This is a genomic window from Vibrio sp. D173a (assembly GCF_030248475.1).
On sequence record NZ_JAHGAH010000174.1, the window covers coordinates 1 to 15,503 of the forward strand.

A 15,503-nucleotide genomic window follows, 5' to 3' on the forward strand; every position below is an offset into this window, starting at 1 on the left:
TAATAAACTAGGGGTTAAGATAATGGCAACGTTAATCAGAACACTTTTGATGATGAGCCTAGCTAAGAGACTTATTACCCTACGCAAAGAGAAAGGGCTAACCCAGCAGCAGATGGCTGATGTACTGAGTGTGCATGTGAACAGTTTGAAGAACATGAACGTGGCCCTGGTGACGTCTTGCTTTACAGCTAGAGGCTATCAGTCAGATGCCTGAGGGTGAGCAGGTGGTGATACGGGAAGTGCTGGAGAGCCTGATAATTAAGTATCAGTCCAGAAGATGGGATTCAGGAAGGCAAGTGGCTAAGAAATAAATTAAGCCCATATTAAGCGGGCTTAATTTTATACTATTAACAGTTAAAACCACTGTTCTTTAATACAGTAACATCAACCGCATCATCAGATGGCCACAAGATTATTTTGTAATAATCATCTCCCTCTAAGCCATCTTCACTAAGAGTAGTTAATCCTTTATATAAAACATAAGCAGCATAATTTCCAGGCTTTAACTTAACTCTTGTAGCATCAGGTAAATAATCACTCGGCCCTCGAGCAACCAACAAGCCAGAAGCCAAAGTTATGCCGCAATATACAATGTGCTCCCATGACTTCTTGGCTATATCAGGTTTTTCATCACTTACCACAATTTCAACAGGTACATCCATATTCCTTGCCGTTGATAGTGCAATACAGCCGTGATCCACAACAATTAATTTTTCATAAGCTTGATCATCCCATGCTACTGATAGGTCTGGCTCTATAGTTTCATCGTGTAAATAAACCTGATTATAATCAGCAAAAACTTCCAAAGAATAAGATTTCATTTAATCATCCCCACCCAAAAAAAGCCCAGTTCAAACTGGGCTTTTTATCTATTCAATAATTTTAAACTCTATTTGCGCCCCATCAGGCAAATTAGCAATTTGACATGCTAGGTTTGCTCTCGTTCTCATACCACTAACGGCTTTAATGGCACTCAAGTTATCAAGCTCAAAGGCCCCCCCGCAAACAAACGGTACCTTTGGCATAAGGCGCATATCATTTGGCAAACTTCCATAAGCTTCTTGCCACTCATGAGCAAGAGAGTATCCAGTCCAAACATTGTAATCACTTAATAGCTCTTGAACCCAACTTTCGAAGTTAGAGGCCATCTCCTCAAAAGCTCCAGTTTCTGGTTCAAAAGAACATATCACATTGTTTTTGATGCAAAATTGACCACCAAAAATGTCTTCAGCGAAAAACAAAGCTCCATCAGTAAAACCAGAATAGTCTTTTCGCCATAAGCTATCTGCATTCCAGTCAACCAAGCCTATAGAGTTCTCTGAAGTTAAACTAGGAAAAACGCGAAGTGCCGACTCAAATGCAAAAAAACCATTTTTAACATTTAATAAATCTTCGAGTTCATTACCTAACTCACCTGCCAGTTCCAATATTTCCAGAGGAAGTGCAACTTTCCCCTGAGATAACTGGTCACTAGAAATTAATACTAATTTATCAATATAACTACCCATACCTAATCCACAACATCAATTCTGACCCGAGTTCCATCCGGCAATCCGCTACACTGCCCACCAATGCACGAACCTGCCCCACGATTATCTCTCGGATTAATATGTCTGACACTTGCTCCTGCCCCACCTTCTTTAAACATCGCCGGCGGATATTCGTCCCTGTCCAATCCTTTCTTAGTTGGTACTCCTTTCAACGATGCTTTTCGGTTAGCGGGGGCATTTGCTCTATCGATAGTTAAAGTTTTGGGATGACCTGCTGCCTGAGCATCTTGTATGTGCTTGGCTGCTTCAGGGTGACGACTGAGGCTTACTTCTACTCTCTTTGTAACTCTATCATATACTTTTTCGGCAAACTTTGCAGGTCCTTTAACTTTTTTCCCAACAACGCCGACAACAGTCATTCCAGCCTGAGCAGCTGCTCCTTGAAAATCACCAGTTGCAAGAGCTTCGACTGTCTTTGCAGTACCAATAGCGAGATCTACAACAGTAGAAACTGGCGAAAGGTCGTAGGCCAGCTCAACAACATCTCCAAAGAACCCCCAGCCTTCCTCTTTCTCCTCCTCGTCCTGACTTATTTCGGATAGCGATTCTTTTTGCTCGGTAACTTTCTCCTCACGATGGTCCGAGCCTTCTTGCCTTCCATTTTTTGGTGTTCTGGCGTCACTAGGATTACCGCCACCCTCTGAACCAGTAGAATCAACCTCAGGCTGCTCCGCCATCAAACCTGTTGGGTCTGTATACCTGAGCGGGTTATTCATCACATATGCATAGCGGTTGAAGCTATTCACCACATACGGCGACTGAACAAGTGGATCTGCGCTCGTAAAGCGCCCTAACTCTTGGTCGTACACACGTCCGTTCATGTGTATTAATCCAACTTCAGTGATTTCCTCATGCCCAGTGTAACCTCGGTTGGTAATCGCAGACTGTACAACGTTCGCGACGCTTTTATCTTGCCACTCAACGTGGCGCTGTTTACCCCAAGTATCATAGCTACGTTTCTCTACGACTAAGCCGTAACCGTCAGTCACCATATCAACAGAATCCAGCGCATCGTAGTGCAAGTAGCGCACTTGCTTATTCTTAAGCTGATTTTTGCTATCAACAGTTTGGGTGTTTAACGCAATTAACTTACCCTCAGCGAAAATAAAGTGCTTGTGTTGTATTTCCCCTGTTTTAAGGTCCTTCTCTCGTTCATAAGTTTTGCCAAAGTAGAAGGTAACTTTACCGTCTGAGCTTCGCTTTAAGTAACGGTCGTGGTTCGCATCATAAGAAAACTCTACCGACTTACCCTCACGCACGATTTTGATCGGCTTATTGAACGGCGACCAACGCATCGTTCGCTCATTGGATTTGCTGCCTTTCGCTTTCGCGCTGATCATGTTACCCACAGCATCGTAGCTGTAGTCTAAACCATTTGCATTGGTGACAGCATGCGGACCCGCTCCCACTCCAGAGTATTGATAAACACCCACGTCTGATTTGTGGCGGATATTACCCAGCTTGTCATATTCGAAGCTGCGTTTACCTGTCAGATCCGGGTTGTTAAGACCATGGCGAGCCCTATCAACCAGAACCATGGTGTTGGTCTCGACTCTATCTAACGCATCATAGGTCCAAATGTCTGTGATACCGAGTTGATCATCAAAGCGCTGAGTGACGTTGTTGTGCTCATCGTATTGATAACGCAAGTAACGAATATGCTGATTTCGAGATGGCTTGCTTATTTTATCTGAGCTGTAGACATGATTACCCTGATAAGTTGCTATCGCATTCATGCGTCCGGTGTCTGCATCGTAATCGTACGTGTTCATCAACCCGTTACCCAGCATTTCACTGAGTGTGTGGTCAAAAGCATCGGTCGATTGACGCTGCCAATAATAAACGTAGGCGTTATTTTTATTTGCCGTAGCCAATTCCGCGTTGGTTAAAATCGTATCCAACATATCGGCTTGGCTCACACCACCATTGCTTCTGCACTCTTTACGAAGACTCGCATCTACTCGGTTACCAGCTAAGTCATTAGCAAACTCACAATATAAGCCACTCAGTTTCGCGACTTTCTCCGACAACCCAATCATGTCAGCCGCCAGTGCTTTGTATTGCTTGTACTGGCGGTTAGCAATATTAGCGGCTTGTTCAAGATCTTCTGCTGCGAATAATAATTCACCACGCAGTTCATCGTCCGCTTTCGCCGAATAAATATCGCCTTGATGCATTATGTCTGGCTGGCCATCCTCATCGTAATCGCCAGATAAAAGCATGTCCTTCATCGGCGTAAGGCTAAGTCCAGCTAATTCCTGCTCAGAAATGGTCGTTGCTGACAGATCATGTGCTTGTAGCCCTGATGTAAAGGCATCCCATATATCACCATCTTTTTCGCTGGTTATTTGGTAAGCTTGTCCTTCGAGCGTGACATCCAGAGGGATAGTGATGTCATCATGCAGCATTAACCAAGTTGCTGGGCGTAAGTAGCACGTGTTCTGTCCATCACACCACTGTTTATAACGGTAATTATCTTTTAGTAATGCTGCAGACGCACTATCAAGGTTATAAACGTCAACCCGTTTTCTTTCATACTCTAACTGCTTAGTGCGGAAGAATTGCTCCTGCCTTGCGTATCGACTCGCACGTTGTAGATACGTATTCGCTTGGTTGATCGCCCCAGTAAGAAGTTGGCGGATATCTTCGCGAAATTTGGCGCTGGTAAAGATATCATCAGCGTAAGTTTTTGGGCTTCTTACCGCGCCCAAATAGCCAAATTGGTTGTAAAGATACTCCACCGCTAAACGTTGGTCGTCTTTTTTACCAAGAGCAGACTTTAACGTTTGACCATCAGGACGAACTTCTCGTCCTAAGCGCTCAAGTTTATCGTACTCATATTGCGTCGAGAAAATTTCTTGCCCGACTGTGACTGCTTTTTCTTGTAAAAGTCCGTTGGAGTTATAGAAATAATCTGTCCTTTGCCCCTTACCACTCATCCAAGATAGTGTACCTAGGGCACCACGCTCATCGTATCGCCATTCTGATGCCTCGTTCCCGTCGCTCTGCGCAACTTTACGCCCCAGCGTATCGTAACCCATAGTGGTGACGATTCCATTCGCATCTCGCTTATAAACAAGCTGCCCTAGTGCGTTGTAGCGATAGTGCCAATGGCCGATATCCGGATCATCTAGCTCTGTTCGATAACCTAAGTTGTCGTATTTTACTTGAGTAACGTTCCCCTCAGAATCTACCGTACGCCTTAGCTTGCCATCAGGGTAGTACTGATACGTTTGATAAGCACCAAGTGGCTCGTTTTTACGGATCACCTGCCCCATAACATTGTGGGTGGTGCTACGTTTAAAGCCACGAGCATCCGTGCCTTCTATTTTGTAGCCATCGTAACGAGTGGTAAATATCGCTAATCCACCGCGATTTGCTGGTTCTATTCGGCGGACTTCTCGGTTGTAGAGGTCGTAGTCAAACGTAACTCGTGGGGCATCACCAGCTTGGTTTAAAAACTTTGCCGCCGTGACAAAACGCTTACGACCGTTCTGGTCCCATTCAGAATCGACCACTACCCAGCGACCATCAAAAGCTCGATGAAGGCGACGGACTTCTCTGTCGGCATAATCAAACTGTGTTTGCTGTTCTGAGCCATCGGCTTTTTTTTCCGTAATACAGTGTGCCGTGGTCTCAAGTGCGTTCATACAAACCGCACCTAACTGGTAGTCCGTGGAAACGGTATTACCAGTACCCGGCAATGTCGCCACTTTTACACGTCCAAACATATCGTATTGGTAACGTGTTTTGCGCCCTCTTAATGGACTAGTTTCAGACAGCAGACGACCTTGGGCATCATACTCCCACGTAGTGGTATGCCCTTTAGCGTTGGTAGTAGTTTTAAGTTTGAGGCCATTTTGCTCATAACCATAGGTTGTGGTTCGGCGAGCAAGATCGCTGCCGTACTGGCTTTCTTGGCGAATGTTACCCCAAGCGTCATATTGATAAGCTGTCGTGAGCGTGCGACCTGAACCAGAACCAGGCTCATATTCTGAGCCGCTGGTTCTAACACTACTTACCAAGCCGTTCTGCGTGTAGGCGTAATCTTGTAGGGTAAGTTTGCTTAAGCCATGCTGTTGGGCTGTCGTCTTACTTGTTGTGCGCTTTACTGCCCCAACTTGCCAATATTCATTACCCGACTGCGTCACTCGCTGTGATAAGTTAGCCGTTGTTGTACTCAATTCAGGCTGTGAATCACCAATAATGTTGCCAAAGGTAAAGTCACCACAAGGTTTAGTGGTCTGGCGCTCGAACTCGGCACGACTGATTTGAGTTAGCTCTCCACTTCGCTGCGTGATTCCACTGTAAGAATTGGATTGGCTTTTAGCTACACGGTAACGGTAATATTCGTTATGACGTGTCACTAAAATTGGGGTATCCACCTCACTATGTATGAGGACGAATTTATCGTTTGGCTTAAAGTAAACATCATCGTTACTGGTTGAACAATACCCTGTCAGCCCATCTTGATAACGTGCAAACTTCGCCGACATATCCGACACCTGATGACGCGATATCGTGTTGTATGTAACAGATGTCGTCGTATATCCACTAGAAACATAGATGTTGTAAATGGTGGTGGTAAAAGCATCACGCGTATCTTTGGCGTTAACTAGCGTACTTTCTTCTTTCGTTAATACGCCAAACGCATTCAATTGACGAGTAATGGTCTCCGTTTTCTGTAATGCCCCATTTTCATAGCTTTTCTTCACAACTTTGTTTGGGTAGACCTGAAAAGCACTATTGTTTCTGTCTACTGACGTGTAGCTGAAATCCGTGGCACTCACTTTATCAGATTCTCGATAAACGAACGGTTTTGCACCTTTACCTTGTTTGTAAACCGAGACTTTTTTTAGCTCTCCTGCTCTCTTTAAATCTAACTGATGGTATTCGCTTACCGTTGTTGTGGTAACAAAGTCGTATTTATTGCCAACAAGGAATGAGCCGTTGTTAGTCTCTACTTCGGTAATTTTTGCAAACCCTAAAAAGCCACCGCCTAGCGCATGCGACTTTGCTCCCTCATAGTGGTAGGAGTATCTGGTTGCTGCATATCCTTTGGGCTCCTTAACCACGTTGGCAACCAACTGCTTGCTTGGTGTTGTATTCAAGTAAGGGTAATCAAAGTATCGCTTTTGTTTGTGTACAGATTTATCCGACGCTGGTTTGTATTCGATTTTAAATGTGCGGGCGTATTCTTGGATAATGTTAATGCGGTCAACCTCAAAGCCCGTAGATAAGTGTACTTTTGACTTTTTAAACGGTGGTCGGTCTTCAGCATGCGTAACATAATCATCGATTCCATCACCATTGATATCACTAACTCGATACACGTTTTTTACCATGCTAAGCGATTTAGATTTATCAAAAAGTTCACCTACGCGTTGGTTGATGTGCACTTTTCCATCGACATAAAAATCGATATATCCGTCTGCGTTATAGTCGATAAAATTTACGTTGATGGGAATCGGCTCATAACTGCTACCTATTCTCAAAAAGTTAAAGCTGTAACTATTTGTTTTATCAAACTTTAAACCATTAAAAAAAGAGGTACGCAAAGTGACAGTTTGGCGTCGGTAATCAATCTTATATCCGATGCTATCAAGGTAGCCATCTTGATTTAAGTCTAGAAAATCGCACGACCAATCATCAGGGCAGTAGATATCAAACTTGTTTTGCGCTTGGCTTGATAAAGCAAATGTTACGTAATCTGAAGCACGATACCGGAAATAATAGTCATCGACGCCATCATTATCGATGTCTAATGCTGTGGTAGGAATATAGCGTCGCGAGCCCTGATGCGATTCGCCGTTTGAGAAAATCCAAGGTGAATAACTATCTAAAGCCTTTAATGTTTGTCGTCCATCACCATTAAAATCCCCTGCAACATTTTTTTTCGCATTGTATTCAACCAGCACTCCATTTTTATTTGGTGCGTAACTAGCTCGTATATAGTCGGGATCTACACTGTAGGAGTATGTGCACCGATGTGAGCCATCTCCATCTCGTTCACAATGTTCTTTTACGTTTGAAGCAAGAACTGACGGGTTATCGATACTGCCTAATAAAGTACCACCGTGACCTGGGGACTGGGGGGCGCCTTCAAAATCATGAATACTTCCAGATGCGCTCAAATACCCCCCACTTGTTGGTTTTGCAGACTCGACGATCCCATAAGGTTCGCTTTCTCCATCACGATCGACATCAAAGTAATTAACTTTTTCGAACTCTATAAGCTTTCCAGGCGCTCTCAATATTTGTTCTGGTGCATCAGGTATAGGCAGATTGCCCACATTGACTATCGGAGTCATGTCAAAAGTTAGCTGAGTTGCACCGGGTTCATTCCATGAGAATGATATAGGGGTACTGCTTCCACCTGAAGCGCTGCCATAGTCAATATCTAGCAGCAAACTACGGCCAGTGTATTTAGAGTATTGATAATTTAACTGATAGTTAGCCGTTTCTGTTCCCTCTGCGTCAAAGGTATTAATGCGCTTTAAGCGTTGGTCGCGGACTAACTTCTTACCGTGAAGGTATTGTGAGGTTTTGTCTTCTCTATTTTCATAAATAAATTCAACCTTACCACCGATGTAAGATACGCTCGTTAACTGATGACGCCCTCCAGCGTTATCTTCGCGGTAGTGATACTGAATATGATTTTGTTTGCTCGTATCTGTTCTCTTATTCAGAGACCACTTGTATACATTGGACTCATTTGGTAGCTCAACACGAGAGTCTGAAGTCACGCCGTATTCAAGAACGCTGCCATCCGTTTTCCAAACCTTAAAATAAGCAGGGCCGCTACTACCACTGCTCCCAAAAGAAACAACTTTGTTGTAGCCGTTCTTTTTTATTCTGTATTCGGTTAAATCACCGCCATCGGGGCCTTCAACCGCAATAAGGCGCTGACCATCGATACAAAAACGATCGTCCGAGTTAAAGTGCACGCCACCCCAGTTACCGTCCGTCTCTAAGTTTTTACCGCAACGGTAAATAACGGACTGACCGCCTAAACTCCAGCCCATGCCCATAATACCATTAGGAGAGTCGCTCTGATAATCAAGGCTGAGTTCTGGTTGATGGCCAGCACGCCCCGCTGACACTATGATGGGTAAAGTATATGTGGCTTCGCCACCTGAGGTTGCATAATCGCCACTGAGTCCAAGAGTATCTTTGTAAAGTGAGGGAACTCTGGCTTCAAGTGAACTTGATACAACGCTTGCGGACAACACCGCAAATATCGTTGCATATTGAATAGACTTTTTAGTTGACACCACTTTGTCCTTTATTGTTTAAGACTTTTGTGAAGTTGTTGCAATTGTTCTAAGCGTGACTCTAGGTCAGAAAGCTCTGAGGGCGGTTGATACGTTTCATCTACATTTGTATCAGAAAAATCTTGTAAATCCCCCCGAATCAACTCAAGAGAGGGTTCCGCAAGCTCCACTAAACCCGCTGCCATTGTTTGTTGTAATTGGACAACGGGAGACGGAAATGCCACGTCATCGCTCAAAACCACCGGTGAAGACTGCTTGGATAAAAGCTCACCTTTTGTTGTTGGGACTACATCTGGCGAATTGGATACATTTGAACCAGAAAAAATTGTAAAACCGACAACTATAACCCCGGATAGCAACACCAATGAGTACCGCAAGTAATGGTTCATTCGAATTTCCATTTTTCTAGGGTTTAACCAAGAATCGATCGACAACAGCAGCACACACTTTCGTTTGCTCCGCATCGTACCTGAGAAGGATTTTCTTCTTTGCCACAAAAGCAGCCATAATAACGCTTACTTTCGTATCGTAATTTTGTGCTGAGGCAGGGATTTCAAAACGAAAGCCACCATCACAAGCTGAAACCGTCTCATCTTTGTGCTCAGTGTAAAAAGCGAACCCTGAATTGTGTGGATATAACTTCTTGATTTCGACGTATGGCGAATCTTTCCATCTAACCGCAAAGGCAGGAGAAGATAGGATCGCAAATACTGCGACAGTAAATAGACATTTTTTCATTTTGTTTTCCTTTATTTGGGTAGATTTGAGGTTATTAGCTTGCGAAAACCCAATTTAAGTTCTTTGCTACTGACCAGCTCTTAAATGACGAGCATGAGTCTATATTAGGTAGAAAGGTGATATTGACTGCTTTGTCTTGTGACTTTGCTGCCAACAAAGTGCTATACATCGTTTTGCAACTCTCTACTTCCACGTCGTTGTACTTATTTTGAACATTACAAATGTACACACTTGGTAATCCTCCAGGACCACTGACTAGCACCGTCCCCCCTCGTCCGATAGCAAGATATGTGACCTTTCCTCTACAATGCGTATCTGCAAACGCTGGTATAGTCACCACAGAGATAAATAAACCGATAAGACAAACAATTTTATTCATTTTGATTATTCCTCTTTTAGAGTTTATTATTTTACGAACGCAGCTTAGCTATGTTAAAAAATACGCACGTGACCGATGGTCGCAAACGTTGGGCCGACCCAATGCGTTTTATCGCAACTCGCATTTACCCATATATCCACCTCTTTACCCGCCATATGGGCAGATAACAGAATGGTAAACCAGGTTTTATTGGTAAGAGGATTAAGAATGATATCCCCGCTTGAATTGACTTCACAATTGTGCGGATTTCGGAAATTTGCGAGTTTAACGAGTGCTTGTGTTTCATTAAGTGCATAGATACTGGAAATTTTAGATTTACCTGACCACCCCGGTGCTGCAAAAGATTGAAAGGATGTAAGCATTGTTAATGTCATACTCAATATTAAAGACCAAGTTCTCATGTGATATCTCCTCTATTTTAAATTTTGGCCGCAATTACTTCTATTCATACACGGTGCTCGTACATAATTTGAGTACAGATTATCTAGCCAACTCGATGCACTTTCATTCGATTTCCATGAGAGCAAGAATCTGTATTACTGTCTTTGTCATACCCAATGTTAATCTTTTCTTTGGTTGAGTAAGCCAGTAACAATCTGGACATAATGAGTTGACGAGACTCTGACGATATTGCTGGGTCAATAGCCATATAGTCAGTATTGGTGCACTTAGGATGCGAGGTAGGCATACCTTCAACTCGAATCAGAATAGCGGTGCTTCCCGGGTAAGTTAGCACCGCTTTCACTTCACCTCTAAAATTTGCTGTGTACTTTGCGTTTACTGTGAAAGGAAATAATAAAAGTAGTAATAAGATTTTCTTCATGTTGTTTTTCCAAATTTAACGTTCAAATACTCAGTCATTGAGCCTTGGCCCAAAATACCAACCTGTTAGCCAGTCCCATGGTTTATGGCTTGAATCGGTACAATCCCCACGGTCGTTGAACCAGAGCGTGACCTCCTTGTTGGTTGTTTGCGCGGTCAGCAGCGTGGAATAAATGGATCTGCACGTCTCTTGACTTATTCCGTTGTAGTCTCCACCAACTCTACACAACCTAGGCCAATTCAAGGGGCCTAACTTTTCAACCAACACATCGCCTGTCTGAGGGGCTATACTCAACCCTTTAACTTCACAGACACAGGTATATTTGCCATAACTTGCAAATGATATACCTGATAATAAAATGGCAATTAGAGATTTTCTCATAAACTTTCTCACACATTGAATGAATACACCTAACTCTTATGAGTAGGCTCTAATTAAGGATATACACCGTTCCAGCTGGAGTAACAGTGTTATATGTAACTTCAGGTCGAGAGTACCAACCAACAGGAGCGCAAGTGTGAGAATATAGTCGTATCTTTTTCTGTGCAGTAAACGCTGCTAAAACAGTTGAATAGATTTCGCTATACTGTGGATGTGTTTTTTGAATAAAAAATCTGTTTTCTCTTGTGCAGTTCATTGGATTACCGAAATTACCATAAAGCCATTTCCCCTCTCTATATCGACTCTTGTCGGCACAGCCGCACTAGAAAATGCCCCAGATAACGCTGGCAACGATACAAATAATAGTGCAACTAACAACACCTTCTTCACTTTATTTTCCTTACATCATCTTGTTAATATAATCTGACAACTAAACATTCTAACCATAGGTCTTAAAAGACAAGAATCGCTTAATATCAATTGGCTTTTAGAAGCTAACTCTCATTCTATCGCGAAATAAAAAGCATTTGACCTGAATTTAATTAATAAATAAACGCCAACCTACAATGATTTTATAAAAAAACAAGCCAATTTGTCATGAAAATGTAAGAGGATCGTATAATTTCCATAAAAACAATTACGAAATCGATTTTACAAGTAAAAATTATTTATGAATATATCAATAAAAATCACTCAAAAAGTAACAAAAACATTTATTAACATTTGATCTTTCTATGGTTCTATAAAATCAAAATCACCCAACCGACTTAAATAAGAAAACTCTAAATTAAAAAAAACTAATTTAATTAAAGTGATGTTCTTGATAAGTCATTAATCATATATACGAATCAAGCCTTATTCTTTTAAAAAAATTATGTTGCTTAGAAATAAAATGACTTTTCACTTTATTAATCAGCAATGAATATGAAAGGTTAACTACTCGCTAGAAAGAATTGGTTGCTAACTTGGCAAATAAAACAATAGAGCAGTATTCGATGATGATCGCTTTGACCAAAATGTGGAGATCATCTCTTTTAATGCCCTCCTTAAATAAGAAAGCACACTTTTCACTCTGGCTATCTCATTCTTTGCAGAACCCTTTATGGCAAACGTTTGCTTTTTCTCTGGCGAGTTAAAATAGTTCTGGTATGATGCCTTCATTCGATTTATTCAGCGCATACTTCTCGCTGAATATCTTCTCTTTATGACGTTTGATTAAGATGATAGGAATGTCGCAATGAGCCTTGCAAATCAAGTACTTGACGTCAATGACGACCTGCCAATTCGCACCCACAAGCCTGTTCACAGCGGAAAAGTCCGCTCTGTTTACTGGTTAACTGAAGAAGACAGCGCACGACTGATCAAAGAAAAAGGATACGATGTCGCACCTGACGCGCCACTGGCTATCATGGTGATCAGTGATCGTATATCAGCCTTCGATTGTATCTGGCACGGCGAAGGTGGACTAAAAGGCGTTCCGGGGAAAGGCGCTGCATTGAACGCAATCTCTAACCACTGGTTCAAATTGTTTAAAGATAACGGCCTTGCTAATAGCCACATCTTGGATATCCCTCACCCATTCGTTTGGATCGTACAAAAAGCGAAACCAGTTAAGATTGAAGCAATCTGCCGTAAATACATCACGGGCTCTATGTGGCGTGCCTACGCAAATGGCGAACGTGAATTCTGTGGTATTGAACTTCCTGAAGGTCTTGAGAAAGATAAAGCACTGCCTGAATTGCTCATGACGCCTTCGACCAAAGGTATTTTGAAAGGCATTCCTGGCGTTCCTGAAGCGGATGATGTCAACATTACTCGCCAGAACATCGTAGACAACTTCGAAGCCTTTAACTTTTCAAACGCAGAAGACATCGCGCAGTACGAGAAGCTATTAAAAGAAGGCTTTAACGTTATCAGCAATGCACTCGAAGCGATTGACCAAACTTTTGTGGATACCAAGTTTGAATTTGGCTATGTACACGATGCTGCCTGTAACGAAAAGCTTATTTATATGGATGAAGTCGGTACGCCGGATTCGTCACGTATTTGGGATACGAAAGAATACCAAGCGGGCAACATCGTTGAAAACTCTAAAGAAGGTTTCCGTCAGTTCTTGCTAAGCCACTTCCCAGATCCTGATATTCTACTAAACAAAGAGCGCATGCCAGAACGTGAAGCGCTTGCTCGTGATAACGAACTGCCAGTAGAATCTTTGATGGACATCTCACGCACTTACATCGGTATTGCAGAGAAGATAACGGGCCAACCAATCAAGTTGAGCAACGATCCAAAAGCTGAAATCATCGAAATTTTGAGCAAAGAATACGGTTTGATCGACTGAAGTAGCACTCAGTATTGAACGGTTAAATTAACCAAACGAAAAGTCCGCACAAGTGCGGACTTTTTTATGTTTTGAACAAAGCGACGAGTCGTCCCCTACTCTATATCAAGCGTCAACCCATCCGATGTGGATGCCACTTTTTTGGTTACTTGATAGTTTCTATCTTTAATCGTAGATAACATATACCACGTTGACTCTGCTTTCTCAGGTGTAAAGGTGACACGCATAAAGCCACGTTGCTTGATGTCTGTCCATTGCAGTTCAGAAACTAGATTTGGCAATGTATATTCCATTTGAGCAATGGCGACGGGCTCCAAAGCTAAATATTCTTCCAAGCCCGGAGAGCTGACCGAACTTGTCGCGAACTCGACACCAACAGGGTTGTTTGACACATCCTTCAGTTCACTGGTCCACGCATTGTGCGTATCACCAGCTAAGCAAACAAAATTGCCTGAGCTTGCTTTAACGATTTCATAAACACGCTCACGTTCCACGTAATAGCCATCCCAAGCGTCTAGGTTGTATGGCAACTTTACGGTGTCCGAACTTGGATCAGCAAGATAACTGGCGATCGCATTATTCACTGCTAGCAGCGCGTCCATTTTCTGCTCATCCGTCGCCGTAAAGAGTTGGAAAATCGCCAACATCACCGAGCTAGGTAGCTCCATTCTCGACATAAGCACCTGCTGCCCAAGCACATTCCATTTTGCTTCTTGATTAAACGCATTGATTAACCAAGCGAGCTGCTCTGTACCAAGTAGTTCTCGTTCTGTACTGCGAGACTGCGCAACTAATCCACCAATCGCTTCCATAGTAGGAGCATCGAGAGAAAAATAATCCAATGGCTGGTCACGGCCTACCAATCGAGTATCGAGCATCATCAAATTGATCAAATCACCAAAGGCAAACTGACGATAAATCAGCATATTTGAAAAGGTATTTTCTCGCACAGGAAGCCACTCAGTCCAAGCCGCTGCCGCCGCGGCACGTCTATCATTAAAACTGCCTTCGTTGTCTTGGTGGTTTTCCGCCCCTTCCTTCCACGCATCATTGGCTAACTCGTGGTCATCCCAGATTGCGATCATCGGTAATGCTGCATGCAGGGCTTGGAGATCTTCATCTTGGCGATATTGAGCGTAGCGCTTTCGGTAGTCATCTAACGTAATACATTCGGTGCCCTTGCTTGGCTCACGTCCCAATGCTGCCGCATCCTCACTGGCATAACCCCCAGCACCGTATTCATAAATGTAATCACCGAGATGCAAAACCACATCAAACGCTTCCTTTTGATGCTGTGAAAGAATCTCTTTGTAGACGTTGAAATACCCCGCCGGATAATTTGCGCAAGACACGACTGCCATAGACGCTTTGCTCACGCTGCCTTCCGGTAAGGTCTGTGTCATACCAACGATGCTCGTATTTTCTCCCACCATGAATCGGTAGTAGTACTGGGAGCTTGGATTAAGGTTTTGCACATCGACTTTGACCGTAAAATCGCGGCTGGTATCTGTGGTAAAAGTGCCACTTTGTTCGATGCTAGAAAAGTCTTCCGTTGCAGACACCTGCCAAGAGACATCGACATAACTCGCTTCCGTAGTCACGCGTGTCCAGATGATTACTTGAGTTTGTGTTGGGTCACCACTGGCGACACCATGTTCGAATGAGGCAGCGGTGACTGTATTTTTTTCATCACTCCCACATGCAGTTAGTGTGGTAGCAACGGCTCCTGAAGAGACGACTTTTATAAAATCTCGGCGAGACAATGACATAGTAACTTCCTTTGTTATTGTGTTCTTATCGATGCGCGTTTTCCTACGCTAAGTAACAGGCCAATTTTGGTATTGGGTTTGTTTGGCTAATTACTCTAAAAAACATTAAGTTAGAAGCTAGTTATGACAATTACATTTCTGGATGTGACATTTTTGTTAATTAAAGTGCAAATACTCTATATTCATCACATTTCCAACAAACCATGAACCTATTGATAAATATGACATTCAAAAATCGAGTAGGAGGA

General features: G+C 42.9%; 10 protein-coding genes. 2 read left to right on the top strand and 8 right to left on the bottom strand.

Annotated features, from left to right (window positions below; translation table 11 throughout):
* On the top strand, window positions 1-214 hold a 214-nt coding region (locus KIV40_RS17360; RefSeq protein WP_285350451.1), incomplete at its 5' end, for a helix-turn-helix transcriptional regulator.
* A 133-nt stretch (window positions 215-347) separates the two neighbouring features.
* Here KIV40_RS17360 and KIV40_RS17365 read toward each other — a convergent pair.
* The 7 genes from KIV40_RS17365 to KIV40_RS17395 form a co-directional block, all read right to left on the bottom strand.
* Window positions 348-821 (bottom strand): hypothetical protein, encoded by a 474-nt coding sequence (locus tag KIV40_RS17365; RefSeq protein ID WP_285350452.1) that lies wholly within the window; start codon window positions 819-821, stop codon window positions 348-350.
* A gap of 48 nt (window positions 822-869) precedes the next feature.
* Window positions 870-1,508 (bottom strand): SMI1/KNR4 family protein, encoded by a 639-nt coding sequence (locus KIV40_RS17370; RefSeq protein WP_285350453.1) that lies wholly within the window; start codon window positions 1,506-1,508, stop codon window positions 870-872.
* Between the two features lie 2 nt (window positions 1,509-1,510).
* A complete protein-coding gene (locus KIV40_RS17375; RefSeq protein ID WP_285350454.1) occupies window positions 1,511-8,824 on the bottom strand; it encodes an RHS repeat-associated core domain-containing protein in 7,314 nt (2,437 codons plus the stop codon).
* A gap of 11 nt (window positions 8,825-8,835) precedes the next feature.
* The gene (locus tag KIV40_RS17380; protein ID WP_021017774.1) at window positions 8,836-9,213 is read right to left on the bottom strand and encodes a hypothetical protein; all 378 of its coding nucleotides are present in this window, start codon (window positions 9,211-9,213) and stop codon (window positions 8,836-8,838) included.
* A 16-nt stretch (window positions 9,214-9,229) separates the two neighbouring features.
* The gene (locus KIV40_RS17385) at window positions 9,230-9,562 is read right to left on the bottom strand and encodes a hypothetical protein (RefSeq protein ID WP_285350457.1); all 333 of its coding nucleotides are present in this window, start codon (window positions 9,560-9,562) and stop codon (window positions 9,230-9,232) included.
* Window positions 9,563-9,994: 432 nt separating this feature from the next.
* Window positions 9,995-10,342: a hypothetical protein gene (locus tag KIV40_RS17390; RefSeq protein WP_285350458.1), complete on the bottom strand. Its 348-nt coding sequence runs from the start codon at window positions 10,340-10,342 to the stop codon at window positions 9,995-9,997.
* 83 nt (window positions 10,343-10,425) lie between these two features.
* Entirely contained in the window at window positions 10,426-10,764 is a 339-nt protein-coding gene (locus KIV40_RS17395; protein WP_285350459.1) for a hypothetical protein, read from the bottom strand.
* A 1,618-nt stretch (window positions 10,765-12,382) separates the two neighbouring features.
* Here KIV40_RS17395 and KIV40_RS17400 point away from each other — a divergent pair.
* On the top strand, window positions 12,383-13,486 hold the full coding sequence (locus tag KIV40_RS17400; RefSeq protein WP_285350461.1) for a phosphoribosylaminoimidazolesuccinocarboxamide synthase: 1,104 nt from the start codon (window positions 12,383-12,385) through the stop codon (window positions 13,484-13,486).
* A 95-nt stretch (window positions 13,487-13,581) separates the two neighbouring features.
* On the opposite strand, the gene KIV40_RS17405 is transcribed toward KIV40_RS17400, so the two are convergent.
* A complete protein-coding gene (locus KIV40_RS17405) occupies window positions 13,582-15,255 on the bottom strand; it encodes an alkaline phosphatase (RefSeq protein ID WP_285350462.1) in 1,674 nt (557 codons plus the stop codon).
* Window positions 15,256-15,503: the final 248 nt, after the last annotated feature.